Raw genomic sequence first — 18643 nt, 5'->3', positions numbered from 1 at the left:
CGCAACGATCTGGCATGCATCCAGTTCAGTCGACGTAGAGAAACTCATTGGAGTTCAGAAGGACATGGCACAAGTCAATGAGTGCTCCGGTTTCTTCTGAAACTTGAGGCGTCTGGTGTCCAAACGTCATTGCCATTCCGTCAGGAAGAGTGTCTTGCAGCACGCCGGGATGCGGTTCAAATTGCCAGTAACCGACCGTCGAAGAATTGACTCCTTCGGTTGTCAGCAATAACTGACGTTGTGGCAAATCGCTGCTTGAAAGTCGGATATCATCGATCAGCCCATCGAACCGCCCGTTCGTCCCGTCTCGATTTCCAATGATCATCGGGGCCGTGTTTGTTGAGACAGTGACGAGGTTCAGGGGCATCTCATGGATAATGACGGGCTCATCATCATTGGAGAGGTCTTTCAGGTAAAAGACGACCTTTCCTTCTTCACTCGGCTTCGCGAGGCGGACTGTTGCGGCCGCATAGTAGGGTTTGTTGATATCCACATGATGATCGGAGAAGAGGAGAGCCTCCTGATCCCGGCCGTTTCGGTCTTTTCCAAACATCTGAAGCACGAGTGTTTGTGGCTTGCGTCGTGATCCCTTGCCTGTGATTGCGAAGAGCCAGCCTGACTTCGCACCGGGATTCGGCATTTTTGTAGCGAGAGTACGGACTTCGCCTGTTTCATAAATTGACCGCAATTGAAAGTACATTTCGATCGTGAAATTACCCAGATTCAACCGTTCATCGGGCGGAATGAGAAACTGTTCTTTATCTCGGTTTGCTTGAAAGAGTGCTGCCTGACCATCGCGATAAGGCACCTTGCCAACTGCGACATTTGGAAGTGCGGCTGATTCGTTCTGTCGTTCAGATCTGGTCAGTTTCTGGTCTTCAAGAAAGGCAACTGCTTCAGCAAGTTCCTCTGCGGTGGGGGAGCGTCCCAGGACGGTTGACCACAATATTTCAACCTGGGTTTTAGCGTCCCCGCCACTTTTCTTACTTGAGGCAATTGTGCGATTTGCCAAATTCGTTGCATGCGTCAGCATCGTTTGACTGTTAATCAGCAGCAGAGACTGGATCGGTGAAGTCGTTGTGTTTCTGTTCGACGTACTCGTAATAAAGAGCGGAAGGTCGAACGCCTGAAGTAACGGGTCATGACTATTACGCATCACTCTGGTGTAGATTGAGCGACGCGGTTGGTCCCCTTGGACGCTGGGACCACCACGAGTGGAATCCAGTCTTCCGGTAACGGCAAGGATGGAATCTCGAATCTGTTCGGCATCAAGTCGACGAACTTCCCCTCGCCAGTAATAGCGGTTTGTCGGATCTTTGAGCTGGTTCTCCGCAAGCGACGGATGTAGAGAACTCTGCCGGTAAGTGGCAGAAGTTACGATCAGGCGGTGCAGGTCTTTCAGCTTCCAGCCATTGTCGAGGAAGCGTAACGTCAGCCAATCCAGAAGCTCTGGATGGCTGGGAACGTCGCCGAGTCGCCCGAGATCGCTGCTGTTTGCAGCGAGTCCGCGACTAAAATGATATTGCCACACCCGATTCACAATGACACGCGGGGTGAGCGGGTTTTCGCGATTCGTCAGCCACTTTGCGAGGACTGCTCGGCGGCCAGTCGTTTCCGGGAGATTGGGAATAACAGGGATTACTGCATCACTCGGGTCGAGGAGCGATAGGAACCCGGGCTGAACTTCGATGTTCTTTTTAGGGATAACTGTAACCGGAGCCGTTGGTCCGACATCTCGGACCGTCAAAGGAAGTGGTAATGGACTCGGCTTTAAAGAATCGAACTTGGCAAGTTCGCGACGGAGTTCAAGGATCGCGTCCTTCTCTTCTCCTTTGATCGATCCATCGACACGTGCCTGTTCATGCTTCACAAGTCGCATGATGAACTGCATGAACTGCTGCTCTTGCGGAGTTCTTTCAGCGACGTCACGTTTAATGACTTCCTGCAGATCGTCAGGGTAACGTTTTGTTGTACTGTCGAAGATCCGCTTCAGGTGAGGTTTCAGTTTCTCGTCAAGCTTTTCTTGCACCGTTCGGGTCCGCTCTTCATAGATACGAGCCTTCTCTGTATAGGATGCAAGATCTGCTGAAGTTGCTGCAGGCTGTTCGTCGCTGGGAAGAACGGCCTCGAAGAAAGCACGAAGTCGGAAGTAGTCCTTCTGCAGAATCGGATCAAACTTATGGTCGTGGCATCGTGCACATTGAAAGCCAAGCCCCAGGAATACGTCGGCGGTCACGTCAGTCATCTCGTTGAGAATATTGTCGCATTGCCCACGAACATCTGGAACGTTGTACTCGAACATTCCATGACGGAGAAATCCGGTCGCAGTGAGTGCGGCAGGATCGTCGGGGTACAATTCATCCCCGGCAATCTGTTCCTCAACAAAGCGGTCATACGGCTTGTCTTCGTTCAACGACTGAATGACATAATCGCGGTAACGCCACGCCTGACTTCGGAAGTTGTCCGCTCGAAATCCGTCCGACTCTGCATATCGAACAAGATCGAGCCAGTGTCGCGCCCAGCGTTCTCCATATTCCGGCCGGGACAAAAGGTGATCAACGGCCTTCTCGTATGCCAATGGATCCGTATCGAGTTCGAATTTCCGGATTTCTTCTGGTGTTGGAGGGAGCCCAATGAGATCGAAATAGAGCCGCGAGAGTAGCGTGCTTCGATCGGCTTCTGGTGCAGGAGACAGGCTCTGTTGTTCAAGTTGCTCGGCAATGAAATGATCAATGTCATTTCGTCCCCAGCCTTGGAGCCTTGAAAGTGTGGGGATCTTTGGGGATTGAACCTTTTGAAACGCCCACCATGCCCGATCTTCATCAGTGAAGTTCTCTCGATTGGACCGTTTGGGAATCGACCCGTCGTCCCCCGGCCAGGGTGCCCCCATTTCGATCCAGCGAGCGAGAATCGCAATCTGAGCTTCGTCTAATTTCTTGTCCGGTGGCATCTGGTACGACTCGTAGCGTACCGCCTCCATCAGCAGGCTTTCGTCCGGCTTCCCGGATTGAATTGCCGGGCCAGATTCACCGCCAAGCAGGATATGCCCCTTCGTGTCGAGTCGAAGTTTTCCTTTGTTCGACTCTTCAGAATGACATTTGTAGCAGTGCTCAACCAGCAAAGGTCGAACGGATTTCTCAAAGAACTGAACCTGTAATTCCGTTGGCGATTCTGCACCGGAGACTGACCGTGGAGACTCAAACGCAAAGGACAGGAGCCCTGCAGCCGTGGCGATGATCAGCGTATGATGAAGTGAGTTCATAATAATTATCTTATCGAGCATCGTCCTATGCGCGCACCATCAGCGTTCATTTGACCATGCTGGTCAATTTTATGCACGCACTGCAGTCGGAATTGTCGAATAAATCCTATTGTCGCGGCCAGAAGCGGTTGCTTCAGTCTTTGAAGCGAAATTCATAACGACTTGCTCAGCATCCGTCAGGCGATCTTTCTCGTCGAGAGGACGGCGCACATCTTGGTTGCGAGCCTATTGCAGTTCAAAACGGAATGAATTTTCGCCGTTTGCTTTGACATCGGCAGTCAATCCACTTTGGTTCGTCTTCCCGTACTTCTCAGGAATCCGTGACACCATCTGAACTGGAAGGTCGCGGCCAGTGGATGGATCGTTTGTAACGACTTTCGTTCCGGACTTGGGGCCAACAGCCTGAACGATGACCGTGTGTTTTCCCAACTTCGCACCGGTCTTGCCTTGCGTTAACAGGTGAAACTTCCCGTCGTCATCTGTCATCCCGACCGCAATGGGGCCAGTTTCAGGAGTAAAGATGACACTTGCAGATGCGAGCGGCTTTCCCTGATAACTGATCACTCCGCCGGCGTCCGCAATTTCTGGGAAATCCCCTGACCCAGCGCACCCGCTGCCATAGAGGAACGCCATACAGACGATGAGATTGAATAATCGATTCATCGAAGCTCCTTGTTCTCAAGCCCCTGCCGGCTTTGCAACCTTACTGGGGGCGTCCGCTTTAACTGAGATTCCATGTGAGAAAGTAGGTCGACATTCGAGTGAGTCGCATGATCTAGTTGGATTGGAGATGCTGACTCAGAACTCTCCGACGACTTCACCGTCAGCGCGTCCTCCGAGTCTCTGATACGTTCCAGCGTGATCAATGTTCTCACTCAGAAAGCGAACGGAACCGTCGACCAAGGCAAAATGAGCCCCGCCAGAATGCATGGATCGAAATCCGAACGCAAAGTTCCAGGCTGTTTCCGGTACAGCATTTCCTGCGGCGTGGGTCGCGCAAGTCGGGTAATTGGTTCTGCGGGAATCTCCCATCACTCGGCAGCTTGTGAAGTCATTTATGGGAGTAATTGTTGAGCAGAGTCCGTTACAGATTGTTCTGGAACTGACCCAACTTCCTCGTTCCGCATTTCCTCCATCAGCGTCCGAGCACATCGGGATGACTTCCCCGACCATAATCGTGTTGGACGTTCCGTCAGTGACGTCGGCGATACGAATTGCAGCCCCTTGTCGAGAGATAATTCCAGAGATCTGGGACTTCTCGATCGAGTCACCCCAATCTCGCGTTTTCTTGGCAAAACCAGAGTACGGAGCACAGCTGACTCCGGTGTGGCGATTGGATGGATTGAGTTGCGATCCCACTGAGGCTCCGTAACTTCCGAGTGCCCAACCGTTACGTGTTGCTCCGAAGGAATCAGAAGGACACATCGTTGCAGGAAGAAGTGTTTCGCGGACTTGCTTGCCGCTGGCGAGAATCTGGTAAGGAACTTTCAAGCGATTTCCGGCGCCAGAGTAGCTGGCTGCAGGAAGGGTCCCAGCGAGGTCGAGCATGTTGAACAACGGGGCTTGATCCATATATGGCAAGACACGCACCTGCCATGAAACCTGTGGCATGGTTTCGTCTGTACCGGTCCCACCGATCGGAAACATACCTGCCACGTCCTGATAGTTGTGAATCGCAAGTGCAAACTGCTTGAGATTGTTCTTGCACTGACTCCGTCTGGCGGCCTCTCTTGCTTGCTGCACGGCAGGTAACAGCAATGAGATCAGAATTGCGATGATCGCAATCACAACAAGGAGTTCGATCAGCGTAAACCCAACGCGACTGACACGATTTGGCGAATTCATATTTGGCCCTTAGAAACAAGTTTATGGACAATATGAAGGGAACATAAAACTGAGCACTTTATCTCTGAATGCGAGCTCTCATTTATGGCAAGCCTCCGATGAAGACGACATCCAGTGCGATGTAGTCGTCGTCATCGGCATCCTCAATGAAGACACCGGGAGCAAGGGCATCTTCGGCGTAACCGAGATCGGTAAGATCGATTCCGACTGCGATTGCGTGAAAAGGAACATGCAAACGTGAGGAGGTGATGACCTTTGATTGACGCAGTTGCTGCAGAGATGTCGGAACATGATTGAAAACATGTGTAAACAGCGGCGCCACTTGTAGAGCGTTTGCGCTATGCATGGTGATGTCAAACTGTTTGACATGGTGTGTCTTCAAGCCCGGCCGATCCTCAATCGGGCTGGCATAGAATCGATCACCGCCTGGGGGATATGCAGCCGATTGCAGTTCGAACAGTACGAAGTCGGGACCGGGGGCGTTTCTCACCGGTTGTCGAAATTGAATCGCGAGTCCGTGACGTTCACGAAAGTTCTTGAATTCCTTCGCTTGAAGATATGGCCCCGGGGCACTGTCAAAATTGGTCAGCCCAGAGTTGAGGGCAACACTGTTTGTGAGAACCTGGTCCACCGGAGAAGGTAACGCATCGGCAGAGCACGCGCTGTTCAATTTCGAGTAGCTTGAGAAATGTAAGATGTCGACGCCAATTAGTTCTTCCACGGAATAGGTCTTGCGTTGACCGCCACGTTGAACTGTGATGCTGACGAGGTCGCGAACTCCTTTTGAGGTCGGTCCCGGGGTCGCTTGATAGGAAATGACTCTGTCGGGAAACTGATTCCGATATTCCGAGCGATCGAATGGAATGGGCTCTGTCTTGTGGGGAGTTGCCGGGAGTCGAATGGCTTCTCCTTCCAGTAGCATTGTCCCACCGGGGGTGGCATCTTCAGGGTGATACTCGACTGCTCCTTCGATCACCTGAATGTCGGAGACTCCAACTTCTTTGGCAACGACAGAGAACCGTGTTCCCAGATCGACAACCCGACCTTGTGGAGTGACAACCTCAAATCCAATCGCAGATTCTGGAGCATGCACTGAACACCGTCCCATCTTCACCTCGATTTGCATCGGGCTGGTCACGTTGAAGACCACTGGGGCGTTCAGGACAGCTGATGCACCGTTTGCAAAGGTGAGCTCCATGATTCCTTTCACAAGGACATACTCATGTCCAATCGCGATCTCGGAGCCAATTCCCGGAGTTTGCTCCAGAAAAAGTTCAGCCTGAGAGGCCTGCGATAAGACAACAGCAGGTTCTGCGGACGGCTTATACGGAGCGGATTCTGCCTTCGATTCGGTCTCTTCTTTTAGTGCTGACGCAGGATGAGAAGCAGATTGAGCGATCAGTTTCTCTTCCGATCGCCAGACCCAGAACGAGGCAACCAGCAGCACCGTCGTGAGCGCACCGGCCATGAGTGTCCAGCGCTGAAACGTGAGAGATCGTTTTAAGACCCGCTGAGAAACACCAGTGAAAGTAAAGGAACTCGCTGTGAGATGACGAACGATGGGGGCGGAAACCTGTTCGTCCTCACTCTGTTCTTCGAGTTCTTTGAAGCCAGTGTGCAGGTCGATATAGAAAAGATACTCGTTAATCGCCTCTGGGTTTCCACGCAGAGACTCACACAGTCGGGAATGCTCTTCCGGTGTGATTGTCTCGTCGAGTAACCGATTGATTAATTCAATGAAGCCAGGGGAATGCGCTACCATGTTCGTTTCACCCTGTGACCAGCTTTTTTTGAACGCATGCCTGAATCAGACGTCGGATTCGCCCCAGGTTGTTGTAAATTGTCTGCGGGGCAGAACAGGAGGATTCCGCAAAGCTCTTGATTGTTTGGCTCTTTCCGTAGGCCTGTCGAACCAGCGTTCTGTCACGAAATGGAAGACGTTTCAGGCAGTCAGAAATATGAGCAAGGATTTCTCCGGAGCTATCGAGTTGCGCCTCCCGGATATCAGAAATCTCTGAAAGCAGCTCAGTGTCAAACTTCAGTCGTTGCTGTTGATTGGTTCGGATGAAGTACCGCACCTCGTTGAACGCAATTCCCCGGGCCCAGGCGAAGAAGTTTCGTTCCGTGTCAAATTCAGAAAACTTCTGCCAGAGCACGAGACTGCAACGCTGAAAGACATCTTCTGCATCAGCATGATTTGGGAGCAAAGAAAAGATATATCGAAACAGCTTGGAACGATCGCGAGCAAACTCTCTCAGAAAGAGTTCATAGCAGCGTTCAACACTCTGCATGGTGGACATCAATCCAATTCCCGCACTTAGGTCGCATAGGCAGATTTCCGCGTCGAATTCGTAAATGCGACGCCAAAGAGAATCGACATGTATTGATCGGTTTTACCTGCCAAATGCTCCTTCGAAATTGAATTTGGACTCCTGATTGAGTTGCAATGTTTTTGACAATAACGCGTTAGGGGTTGTCGCCTTTTTAGGCATTTCTGCGGAAATGATGGAGACCTGTTCGCTCGCTATCGTCATCGCACTTGTCGAAACGACCGAATTGAAGATCCTGTGCGAATGGACGTAATAGGCTTTTCACACGTCAAGTCGAATCAGTATCGCGGACGATGAGATTAGTGACGCATGAGTCTGATTTAGGCGATCAACGACGCACTTACTCGACATCAGCATTCGAGCGAAATTGCTTCCGGTATTCTCGTGCTGTTTGGCCAGTGGCTTTCTTGAATGCAAAGCACAGATGGGAGGACGCGAGAAATCCTGTCGCTTCTGCGATTTGTTCCAAGGAATTTCCGGTCGAGACGAGCAGTTCCTTCACACGCTCCAGTCTCACCCGACGAATTTCATCTGCCGGAGAACATTTCAAATAGCGTTGAAAACGTTGTTCCAGCAGACGTCTTGAGACTGGAACAACTCGTAGAACATCATCCACTTTGATCCCTGATTCAGCGTGTTTGCGAATGAATCGCAGGGCTTCAACGAAATGAGGATCTGCCACAACGAGAGTGTCTGTTGAGAGTCGATTCACGATCCCGATCGGAGGAATCAAAATGCTGCTTGAAGGTGTGCGCTTATTTGACATCAGCTTGTCGAGAACACGTACACTCTCGGCGCCAATCTGTTCCGATGCGAGAACGATGCTTGAGAGTGGAGGATCGGAGACTTCACATAACAGCTCATCTGTGTCTCCAGACAGAATTGCAATTTCGTCAGGGATTTGAATGCCCGCTCCACGGCAGATCTCAGCCAGTTGCATCGCAGGGTGAGGGTCGGCGGCAAAGACCGCCAGTGGCCGCGGGGATTGCTTGAGCCAGTTCAGCGTCTGCTGATTGACATTGTTCCATCCTCGGCGGGAAGTTGGCATGCGGAAGACCTCGCACCGAAATCCGGCCTCGACGACAATCTGATGAAAGCATTCGCCACGTTGATCCGGGTAACGCTGGCTTGGAGGTCCATAGTAGGCAAAGTTGGAAAAGTAGCGCTCTCGAAAATGAGTAAAGGCCATCTTTGCTCGACGATGATCGTCTGTATTCACCCAATTCCATGACGCGTTCGATGATGTCCACGACGAAACATTCACCGTTGGTAACTGGAGACCTCGAACATGCTCTGCTGTCTTGGGATCGCGAATCGCCCCAATGATTCCGTCCCCTTTCCAACGCCTCGGGACTCGCAACCGCCACTCATCGTCACGAGGGGCAATCAGCAAGTTCCAGGGGAGCTTTCCGTCTACAGCGGCATAGATCCCACGAATGACACTTCTTCCCCAACTGTCACCTGGGTCGATCAGCACTGCAACCTGACGGCGAATTTCAGCTTCTCGCAGACGTTTCGATGTGGGCATTATGGAAAGTAAAGCTGGTGGTTCGTTCTTCGCCAGAATCATCAGATAGGGCGCTGCGCAAAAATGACATTTATTATGCAGAATATCGAATTGATTTCAAAATTGATTGTGAATAAATACTTGAATCGATGGTGAAATCGGTCCGAGGTATCGTCTGATCTACAGCAATTCGGTTTGTTGAACATGCTGAAATGTCGTTCGTATTGAATTCTTCTCATTTTCAATCGACGAGGGGCCCATGATTTGGACTGGCGGCAATCACTCAAGTCTTTTCACTTTCACGAAGCAGGAGAATCGTTCAAGAACAGGTCGCGAGACTCGACACGGATTCACTCTGATCGAGCTTCTGGTCGTCATTGCCATTATCGCAATTCTGATAGCGTTACTTCTGCCAGCGGTGCAGCAAGCCAGAGAAGCTGCCAGACGGAGCCAATGTAAGAGCAATCTCAAGCAAATTGGTTTGGCGTTGCATAACTATCACGACACGCATGGAGTTTTCTCCCCGGGAGTCGTTACGAGAGTGGCGGTAACAGGGGCGACGTGGTGTACGAGTAGCACTGCAAATACAGAGCGGGCCCCTTGGACTGTTCTAATCCTTCCGTTTCTGGATCAGGTGAATCTCTATAACCAGTTTAATATGCAGCAGGAGTTCACGACCTGGGCACAGATCTATGCTGGCAGTGCACAGAATCATGCCGCATGGAGAACGACAGCTCCTTCCATTTTCAAGTGCCCTTCCGATCCTGTCTCCGGGCTCGAAGCTGTCTCTGGAAACTATCGCGGAGTGCAAGGGGGAGGCGATAGCTATTGTGGAACGGATCAGCGACGTTTTGCGACGAATGGAATTCTTTATGTGAACTCCAAAATCGGGTTTCGGGATATTACGGATGGTTCGTCACAGGTCCTGCTGGTGGGGGAATCGCACTACAACACGACAACCGCCAATTCTACCAACACATATCATTTCGGCTGGGCGTCCGCTTCCAATTTGAATAGTTCAAATCGACATTCAGGCAACCTCACTGTGGCTTATGGAGGAATAAATTCGGCACCAGAGAATCCTGCGACAACTGATCCACGAAATTCACAGTCTCATCATTTTGGCAGCTTTCACGTTGGTGGAGCACACTTTCTTCTGGCCGATGGTTCTGTTCATTTTCTCAGTCAGAATATGGATACACCGACCTTTAAGAGCTTGGGAATCCGTAACGACAGCCTTCCTCTATCCGGATTCGGTCAATAAGCACTGGGCTCAAATTGAATGGGCCTGATCCCTCGGTGACACTTCTCATGGCGTGATCCGATAAGCAGGAGAACTTCATTGAACAATGTGACTTCTGGTGTCGAATCGCGTTGCGGCAGCCATAAGGGAAGAGGGCGGTCTCGAAGGGTTCAGCCCGCTGGTAGTTTGCTAGGTCTGTTGAGCGTAATCACCCTGTGCTGTGCGTATGGGTGCTCGCCAGGAAACGATGAATTGAAGCGTTTTGCCATCGAAGGAGAAGTGAAGTACCTCGGTCAACCTGTTGCCAACGGGTCGATCACCTTGGAGCCTGACACTGAGAAGGGGAATAAAGGTCCCATGTCGACCGGAGTCATTGAGAACTCGAAGTTCTTGATTCCCGCTGAACGTGGGGTGGTCGGCGGACCATATCGGGTGCGGATCACTGGTTATGGCGCGGCGAAGGACACGTCCGGTGCAGATGTGGACTATGGAAAGCCGCTCTTTACGAACTATGAACTGGTGACCGATCTGCCGGCGAAAAAATCAACGCAGGTGTTTGAAGTGACCTCCACAAAGAAGTGACTTTCACTGATCACAACGTTTCGAATTGAGTCTCTGCTGAAGCAACTTGTCGTCTTGGAAAACAGGCAATTGCAAATTTAAAAGATGATGCCGTTCCCATTTATCCTGCAAGTTCAGACTGGATGCGTTATGCCCCTCGAATTTCAGAGAAGTCATGCTTTGAAATTGTCTGGTCGGCTTTGCAGGCGTTTCGCGCTGGTCGGGCTCTTTCTGGGAACGATGTTCGCCGCGTCCGCAACACGGGTCGTGCAAGCAGACGACGTCGATTTTATTATTGAAAATGGCCTGATCTATGACGGCTCCGGAGCGACTCCTGTGCAAGGGCACGTTGCTGTCAAGGATGGAAATATCGTCTCAGTTGGATCAGGTGCAGCACCATCATCACTTTGGCGAATTGACGCCGCTGGGCTGGTGATTGCACCGGGATTTATCGATCTGCACACGCATGGAGATTCAGGTGTCGTCTCGCCACTGGCTCGCGGTTGTGTCAACTATTTAACGCAAGGCTGTACAACACTGATCACCGGAAATTGCGGTATGGGGCCTGCTGATGTCGGCGCCTACTATAAACAGATGGAAATTGGTGGGATTGGAGCGAATGTTGGTCACCTCATTCCTCAAGGGACGCTGAGGCTGGAAGTTGTCGGCAAGGAGAACCGTCCGCCCACTAAAGGTGAACTTGCGAAGATGCGATCGATCGTCCAACAGGGAATGCAGGATGGCGCCTGGGGAATGTCGACGGGATTGATCTATACTCCCAGCACTTACGCCAGTACCAGCGAGTTGATTGAACTCGCGAAGGTGGTTGCTTCGCACAAAGGAATCTATGCGAGTCATATTCGGGGAGAAGAATCTGGCTTGCTCGATTCAGTAAACGAAGCTCTCCGGATTGGGCGCGAAGCTGAGATCCCGATTCACATTTCTCATCTGAAAGTCAAAGGCACCCCACAATGGGGAATGCTCAAGCTGGCGATTGCTTTAGTTGAACAGGCTCGAAGCAATGGGATGACAGTGACCGCAGATCAATATCCTTACACTGCGGCAAGTACATCACTGGAAGCAACGATCTTTCCAGCCTGGTCGCGATCCGGAGGACTGCTGCAACTCATCAAACGGCTTGATGATCCTGCCAGTGCAGATAAGATTCGCGAGGAAGTCCAGAAGAGTCTGAGCGAGAAGGAGGACGGGAAACAGATTGTGATTGCAACGTTTTCTGCACGTCCTGACTGGGTCGGAAAGAACTTGAAGCAGATTGCTGAACTGGAAAAGATCAGTTCTCTGGAACTTGCTGAGTCGATCATGCGACAGGGAGGAGCCAGTATCGTCAATTTCGCCATGAGTGAAGAAGACGTTCGTTCTGCGATGGCGTGTGACTGGGTGGCGACGGCTTCTGATGGAAGTGTCCATTTGCCAGGGGCCAATCGTCCTCACCCGAGAAGTTATGGGACATTTCCAAGAAAGATTGGCTATTACTCGATCCGCGAACAGGTGTTGCCATTGGAACAGGCAATTCGCAGTTCGAGCGGACTCCCTGCTGACATTCTGGGACTCACTGACCGTGGATATTTGCGAATCGGTCAAGCGGCAGACATTGTCATCTTCAGTCCCAAAGAGTTGATCGATCAGGCAACTTTCGAGAAGCCCTTTCAGTATTCCTCAGGCATCCATTATGTCTTTGTCAACGGGACGCCAGCGATCTACGACAGAGTTCCCACTGGAGCTCAAGCTGGAAAAGTTTTACGGAAGCCAGTGTCAGTGCCAGCACCGGCTGTCAGCGATGCGATCAACAACTGAGAGACTCTGCGTCATCTACAACAGTGCCCTGCGCATCAGTCGATCTCTGAAAGAATTCACTACCTCATTTTGAACCTATCCGTGAAAACGGTTTACTTCTCTAACAACATTGCTCACTGAAATGACGACGACCACAATCACACCGCCTCCTGCCAGTACCTCTGGAAGTTCTCCGCTGAATACGATCCTTGGATACCGCCGAATCGCAATTGCGATGGGAGAGAATGCGCCGTTATTGAACAGTAAGACGGCAATCAGCCTGCTGCGATACCGCGGCTCGGATTGCATTGCCATCATCGATCCTGCTCATGCCGGCAAGACTGCCCAGGAGTTGTACGGAATCGGTGGAGAGACCCCCTTCGTTTCGCAACTGGATGAAGTCGATTCTCCTGATGCAATCTTCATTGGAATCTCTCCTGCTGGTGGAGAGCTCCCGGCCTCATTGCGGCCAACGATTATTGCAGGTGTCCGCCAAGGTCTGGATGTCATTTCCGGTCTGCATGATTTTCTTGTGGACGACCCTGAGATCTCCGCGTTGGCAGAGCAGAGCGGAAGTTTGTTGATTGATGTTCGGAAGAATAACTATCACAAGACCGCGAAGGCTGTTGAGTTTCGTCCCGAGTGCCTGCGAATTCACGCTGTCGGACACGATTGCAGCGTGGGGAAGATGGTAACGACGCTGGAGTTGGAGAAAGGGTTGAAAGCCCGTGACGTCGACGCCAAGTTTCTGGCGACAGGACAGACAGGGATCATGATCGTCGGCAACGGGGTTCCAGTCGATTGCGTGGTCTCTGACTTCGTCAACGGGGCTGTTGAAAACCTGGTTGTTGAGAATCAACAGCACGACGTTTTGCTGATTGAAGGACAAGGGAGCATCACGCATCCTGCGTTCTCGGCAGTCACGATGGGGCTGTTACACGGGTCCGCTCCGCAGGGGTTAATTTTCTGCTACGAAGCAGGACGAACTCACGTGAAGGGGTTGCTGCATATTCCATTGAAGTCCATTGAAACCTACTTGAGTCTGTACGAGACCATTGGGTCTCAACGCTTCCCGACTGAAGTCATCGGTATTGCGATGAATGGACGCTATCTCACTCCAGAGGCAGCCGAACTTGAGAAGCAGGCCGTGCAAAAGCTGACCGGACTGCCGGTGTGCGATGTCTATCGTGACGGAGCCGAAGTTCTGGTCGACGCGATTCTGAAGCTCAAGGAAAGGCTGCAAGCGTGAGACTTTTCTGGCAACGAGTTGCCCTGCCGCTCAAAGATCCGTTCACAATTGCCAGAGGGACAATTCACCATCAGTTTGCGCTCATCGTTTCTCTGACTGACGGGGAAGCAACCGGTTTCGGTGAGACGATGTGTAACGTCTACTACCGTCATACTTATGAATCGCTGGAAGCGTCGCTGGCGAAAGTAGAGCAGGCCCTGGCTGACCTGCCTCTTCTTCGACCTGTTGAGCTTTATGAACTATGTCAGTCACTCATTCCCAATGACACGTTCGCGCTGTCTGCAATCGATTGTGCAGGGTACGATCTTTATGGAAAGGTGACCGGACAAACAACGCGTGAGTTGCTTGAGATTCATGGAACGGAGTATCCCTGTTCGAGCTACACTTTGGGAATCGACTCGATCGAAGAGATGATTCGCAAGTATCATGAACAGCCCAACTGGCCGATCTATAAGATCAAGCTGGGGACTTCGCATGACATGGAGATCGTTCAACGGCTGAGGCAGGAAACGGACGCTGTCATTCGGGTGGATGCCAATTGCGCATGGACTCCTGAGCAGGCAATCAACTACTCAAAGACACTTTCTGACCTTGGAGTGGAGTTCATTGAGCAACCGCTGCCGGCCAACAGTCCTCGTGAGGCATTCCTTGCTGTCTATCAACGAAGTGCTCTGCCGATCATCGCTGATGAAAGTTGCCGAACAGAGAACGACGTCGAGAAATGCCATGGCATCTTTCACGGAGTTAACTTGAAGCTCGTCAAATGCGGGGGATTGACTCCCGCGGTCAGGATGCTTCGTCAGGCACGCGAGTTCGGCATGCGGACAATGGTGGGATGCATGATTGAATCGTCTGTCGGAATTTCTGCGGCGGCTCAACTCTTGCCTCTGCTTGACTACGCAGATCTCGACGGTGCATCGCTGCTTTCGCTCGATCCGGCAGATGGAGTGAAGGTTCACAATGGACAAGTCCATTTCAGCACGGCATCTGGAAGTGGCTTGTCTGTCTCCCGGCAACGTCTGGAGCAGGTTCAAAAAGTCAGTTAGTCCGCCGTTCGCGTGCTCCTGTGTTATCTGAATCCAGCGAAGAGCAATTGGTTTTCACTTGCTCCTCAATGATCGTTCATTAGGAACATCAACAAGTTTGTCCCCGGTAGCGGCTTCAATCCAATGCCGGGGAAAACTTATCTTACGATGTCGATCTTTAATGCGCCTTTCTGAATGTGTGCATTCTCTCGACCGTGTCGATGGTGTTCGAGCTTGCGAATCCGGACCGCAGCAGGCGTTCAATCAGGCTGAGTTGGCATCGACTGTAAGACTCTTTCTTGCGAATGAACGACCGAGATTTCAACTGAAATTCTGCCTGCGCAGCACTTGGCCTGTCGCCTGCGAGACAGGTGGTAGTCTCAATTCCAAGTCCTTCAAGCAGATAATTCGTCTGTTCCAATGCGAACTAAGATTCTCGGAATTTTTATCGAATTGTGGAATGTGTCAAACTATGCTGAGGAGATTCGGCGTCGCTGAAGTGCTGTGAACTCATTGCTGGCAGGAGTCAGAAAATGCTCGCTCGTGTGCTTCTATTGGCAATCTGTGGATTGCTTCTTTCCGGAAACCTCGCATTTGCAGCTGAAGACGAAAAGGCTGCGTTGCAGGCAGCGATCGAGAAAGCAGCGGCTGACTACCAGAAGGCTTTCAACGCTCGTGATGCAGAGTCAATTGTGAAGTTGTTCGCTCCCGAAGCTGAGTATGTCGATTCCTCTGGGCTCGTCTTTCATGGTCGGGATGCGATTCAGGCGGAGTTTTTGGCTTCGTTCGAAATGAATCCTCCCGGTGAAGTGGACATTGACATTCTTTCGATTCGCCCCGTCGCTAAGGGGGTTGTGATCGAAGAGGGGATTTCAACGTTTCGTGATAAAGAGGAACAGACATCATTACAGGGACGCTATACGGCCACCCATGTCCAACAACCGGATGGAACATGGTTAATGGTCAGTGTGCGTGAGTTGGAAGACCCGCAGATCACGCCACATGACCGATTGAAAGTGTTGTCGTGGCTGGAGGGAGCCTGGCGGGAAGATGTCGGCGGGGGGATCGCAAAGACGGAATGGAAATGGTCTGAAGATGGCAACTTTCTCATCAGTGAATTTCAGCTGTTGGATCGAAATGAGCTCTTGCTCAAAGGGACCCAACGAATCGGCTGGGATGCAGAACGTCAACAGTTTCGTTCATGGGTCTTCGATTCGACCGGCGGTTCGGCTGAAGGCTGGTGGACCGCTGAGCCGGATGGAACATGGTCTGTCCAGTTAAACGGAGTCGATGCTTCCGGGGCACGAATCACTGGAGTGCTGACGTACTTTCACGATGGTGCTGATGGATTGGTCATCACTCGCGATCGGCAAACACGATCCGGGATGAGCATGCCAACTTTTGTGCATCGAGTGGTGAGGCAACCGCCAGCACCGGGTGAATCCTCTGAACCAAGTCAAAAGGCCTCTCGTTGAACCTGGCTTTGGGTTCCGATTGCTGATCTGGGCTTAACTGTTGAATAAAAGGCTGGTCGCATGAATCGCTTCCTGATGAATCGGTGGTGGGCTGGTGTTCTCACGGCAGCATTGCTTGTCAGTCCCGCTTGGGGACGTGGCTTTGGAGGAGGGGGAGGTCGTGGCGGCGGTGGCGGCGGTGGCGGCGGTGGTGGATTTCGAGGCGGGGGCGGAGGAGGAGGAAGTTTTGGTGGAGGTGGGGGTGGTTACCGAGGCGGTGGAGGTGGCGGGTATAGCGGGGGCGGATATCGAGGCGGGGGAGGAGCAGGCGGTGGGGGATTCTCTGGCGGAGGATATCGTCCCTCCCCTTCGAGCCGTCCTCAAAGTCCGAGTTTCAACCCGCCTTCAGGGAGCCGACCGTCTGGCAATTTTGGAGGAGGGGGAGGTGGCGTCGGAGGCCAGCGTCCCAACGTCGTGCATACTCCACGACCCGGCGGTGGTGGGGGAATTCAAGCGGGGAATCGCCCCCAGATTCAGCCCGGCGGTGGAATTACCCGCCCGGATTTGTCACCTGGGAACCGTCCTCAAATCGGTTCTGGAGGTACGCAGCGTCCTGCAACGCCGGGAAGCGGAGGCTCTGGAGCCGCATCGTTACCAGGACTTGGATCCTCTCGCCCGGGAGCAGGCGGGGCAGGAACGCGCTTGCCGTTTGATTCCTTTCCAGGAGCCGGAGGAAGTGGAGAAAGATTTCCATCAGGTGCCCGCCCCGGTCAAGGTGGCTCCGGCGAACAGTTCCCCGGGATGCGCCCCGGTCAGGGTGGTACTGGTGATCGCTTCCCCGGAACTCGCCCCGGTCAAGGTGGTTCAGGTCAACAACTCCCAGCAAATCGCCCTGGTCAGGGCGGGGCTGGCGATCGGTTCACTCCGGGAAATCCAAGTTCGATTCCTGACCGGCATCAGGATCTTGCCAACCGATTTGATGATCTGAATCAGAACTGGAACAACGACGGCTGGCATCATCAACAGTGGACCGGCCCAAATGGAGGCGACATTAATCACGTTGGATTTTGGGGACCGAATGGATACTGGGGACACACCGGAATTCATGGTGCCGACGGTGGGTATTGGGGACATTCGACAGGGATTGGTCCCAATGGAGCATTTGGGCACACTACTGGAATCGGCCCGAATGGTGGTGTCTGGGGACATGGAGGTGCGATCGGTCAAGGTGGAGCGTTCGGATACGCAGGCTATTGTGGTCCAGCAGGACACTGGTCTCGCAACTGGGGCGGCTGGTACAACGGCTTTGCTCCAACCTGGGGAAGCGGACGCTGGGATTACCTGTGGGATAATTACCCCGTCGCAATGGCGTTCGGGGCGACAATGTGGGGCATCAACGCCGTCAACTGGGCCTTCGGAGTCGGGGACTATTACAACCCGTACTGCGATAGCCCGGTCTATGTGGATAACCAGCAGGTTGTCAATTATACCCAACCTGTCGTGGGCGATTCGGCCTATGAGACTCAGGCACAATCCACTGAAGAGACCACGGCATCTGCTAATCCTTTGTCACCAGATGCTGCTTCCGATCCGCTCAAGGCGAAGTTTGATCAGGCCAGACAGGCGTTCTTCAATGAGCAGTATCAAGATGCGCTGGCGTTGACGAATCAGGCACTTGTCACGGCCCCACAGGATGCGGCGATCAACGAGTTTCGTAGTTTGTGTCTGTTTGCGCTCGGGCAATACCGAGATTCAGCGGCCACAATCCATGCGGTCCTCGCTGCCGGCCCGGGGTGGGACTGGACAACGCTGATCAGTTTGTATGCCAACGCCGATACCTACACGGCTCAGCTCCGAAAACTGGAAGCAGCGGTTCAGGCGAATCCAGAAGCGGCAGATGCCCGATTCCTGCTGGCCTATCATTATTTGACAGCGGGACACAAAGAGAGTGCAGTGAAGATGCTGAAGCAAGTCGTGAAGCTTCAGCCGAAAGACGATCTCAGCGCTCAACTGGTGCAGATGTATTCGCCTGCGTCTTCCGAACCTTCCAAGACCGCAGAGTCTCCTGCACCTGAGCTTGAGAAGCCTGCCTACGCGATGGACAAACTCTATGGGGACTGGACCGCAAAGAATCAGGGCGGAGAATTCTCACTTCATCTGGGAAACAACGATGAGTTCACATGGAAGTTCACCAGAGATGACAAGCCACAATCGGTCTCCGGTGCTTACGTTGTTCGTGGGAATAACCTCGTGATGCAACCTGATTCAGGGGGCACCATGCTGAGCACGATTACTCTCAAAAACGACCAGACTCTGGAGTTCACGCCTATTAACGGAGAGAAGCTGACGTTTGAGAAGAAGTAATGTTCAGCG

At 52.3% G+C, this 18643-nt stretch carries 13 protein-coding genes; 7 read left to right on the top strand and 6 right to left on the bottom strand.

The window, feature by feature from the left end:
• Window positions 1-25: 25 nt before the first annotated feature.
• The 6 genes from SH527x_RS04425 to SH527x_RS04400 form a co-directional block, all read right to left on the bottom strand.
• Window positions 26-3262, bottom strand: a complete 3237-nt coding sequence (locus SH527x_RS04425) for a DUF1553 domain-containing protein (RefSeq protein ID WP_437193445.1) — start codon at window positions 3260-3262, stop codon at window positions 26-28.
• A 225-nt stretch (window positions 3263-3487) separates the two neighbouring features.
• Window positions 3488-3925, bottom strand: a complete 438-nt coding sequence (locus SH527x_RS04420) for a carboxypeptidase-like regulatory domain-containing protein (RefSeq protein ID WP_437193444.1) — start codon at window positions 3923-3925, stop codon at window positions 3488-3490.
• Window positions 3926-4060: 135 nt separating this feature from the next.
• The gene (locus tag SH527x_RS04415) at window positions 4061-5107 is read right to left on the bottom strand and encodes a DUF1559 domain-containing protein (protein ID WP_437193443.1); all 1047 of its coding nucleotides are present in this window, start codon (window positions 5105-5107) and stop codon (window positions 4061-4063) included.
• An 82-nt stretch (window positions 5108-5189) separates the two neighbouring features.
• On the bottom strand, window positions 5190-6869 hold the full coding sequence (locus tag SH527x_RS04410) for a FecR domain-containing protein (RefSeq protein ID WP_437193441.1): 1680 nt from the start codon (window positions 6867-6869) through the stop codon (window positions 5190-5192).
• A 7-nt stretch (window positions 6870-6876) separates the two neighbouring features.
• Window positions 6877-7407 (bottom strand): sigma-70 family RNA polymerase sigma factor, encoded by a 531-nt coding sequence (locus tag SH527x_RS04405; RefSeq protein WP_437193440.1) that lies wholly within the window; start codon window positions 7405-7407, stop codon window positions 6877-6879.
• A 370-nt stretch (window positions 7408-7777) separates the two neighbouring features.
• The gene (locus SH527x_RS04400; RefSeq protein ID WP_437193438.1) at window positions 7778-8965 is read right to left on the bottom strand and encodes a substrate-binding domain-containing protein; all 1188 of its coding nucleotides are present in this window, start codon (window positions 8963-8965) and stop codon (window positions 7778-7780) included.
• Between the two features lie 238 nt (window positions 8966-9203).
• Between SH527x_RS04400 and SH527x_RS04395 the strand changes: the two genes are divergently transcribed.
• The 7 genes from SH527x_RS04395 (at window position 9204) to SH527x_RS04365 (ending at window position 18634) form a co-directional block, all read left to right on the top strand.
• Window positions 9204-10208, top strand: coding sequence for a DUF1559 domain-containing protein (locus tag SH527x_RS04395; protein ID WP_437193437.1), 1005 nt, complete (start codon window positions 9204-9206; stop codon window positions 10206-10208).
• Window positions 10209-10439: 231 nt separating this feature from the next.
• A complete protein-coding gene (locus tag SH527x_RS04390; RefSeq protein ID WP_437193436.1) occupies window positions 10440-10769 on the top strand; it encodes a hypothetical protein in 330 nt (109 codons plus the stop codon).
• Window positions 10770-10898: 129 nt separating this feature from the next.
• Window positions 10899-12563 carry an N-acyl-D-amino-acid deacylase family protein gene (locus SH527x_RS04385; RefSeq protein ID WP_437193435.1) on the top strand — a complete coding sequence of 555 codons (1665 nt, stop codon included), beginning with the start codon at window positions 10899-10901 and terminating at the stop codon, window positions 12561-12563.
• A gap of 121 nt (window positions 12564-12684) precedes the next feature.
• Window positions 12685-13791, top strand: coding sequence for a DUF1611 domain-containing protein (locus SH527x_RS04380; RefSeq protein ID WP_437193434.1), 1107 nt, complete (start codon window positions 12685-12687; stop codon window positions 13789-13791).
• Window positions 13788-14837, top strand: coding sequence for a dipeptide epimerase (locus SH527x_RS04375; RefSeq protein WP_437193433.1), 1050 nt, complete (start codon window positions 13788-13790; stop codon window positions 14835-14837). The genes SH527x_RS04380 and SH527x_RS04375 overlap by 4 nt, the downstream gene beginning before the upstream one ends.
• A gap of 512 nt (window positions 14838-15349) precedes the next feature.
• A complete protein-coding gene (locus SH527x_RS04370; RefSeq protein ID WP_437193432.1) occupies window positions 15350-16291 on the top strand; it encodes a YybH family protein in 942 nt (313 codons plus the stop codon).
• 60 nt (window positions 16292-16351) lie between these two features.
• The gene (locus SH527x_RS04365) at window positions 16352-18634 is read left to right on the top strand and encodes a tetratricopeptide repeat protein (protein WP_437193431.1); all 2283 of its coding nucleotides are present in this window, start codon (window positions 16352-16354) and stop codon (window positions 18632-18634) included.
• Window positions 18635-18643: the final 9 nt, after the last annotated feature.

Origin of the sequence: Planctomicrobium limosum, assembly GCF_051465645.1 — a bacterium.
In the GTDB taxonomy this organism is placed as follows: domain Bacteria; phylum Planctomycetota; class Planctomycetia; order Planctomycetales; family Planctomycetaceae; genus Planctomicrobium.
The sequence above is the reverse complement of the archived record's forward strand: the minus strand, read 5'-3'. Positions and strand labels throughout refer to the sequence as shown.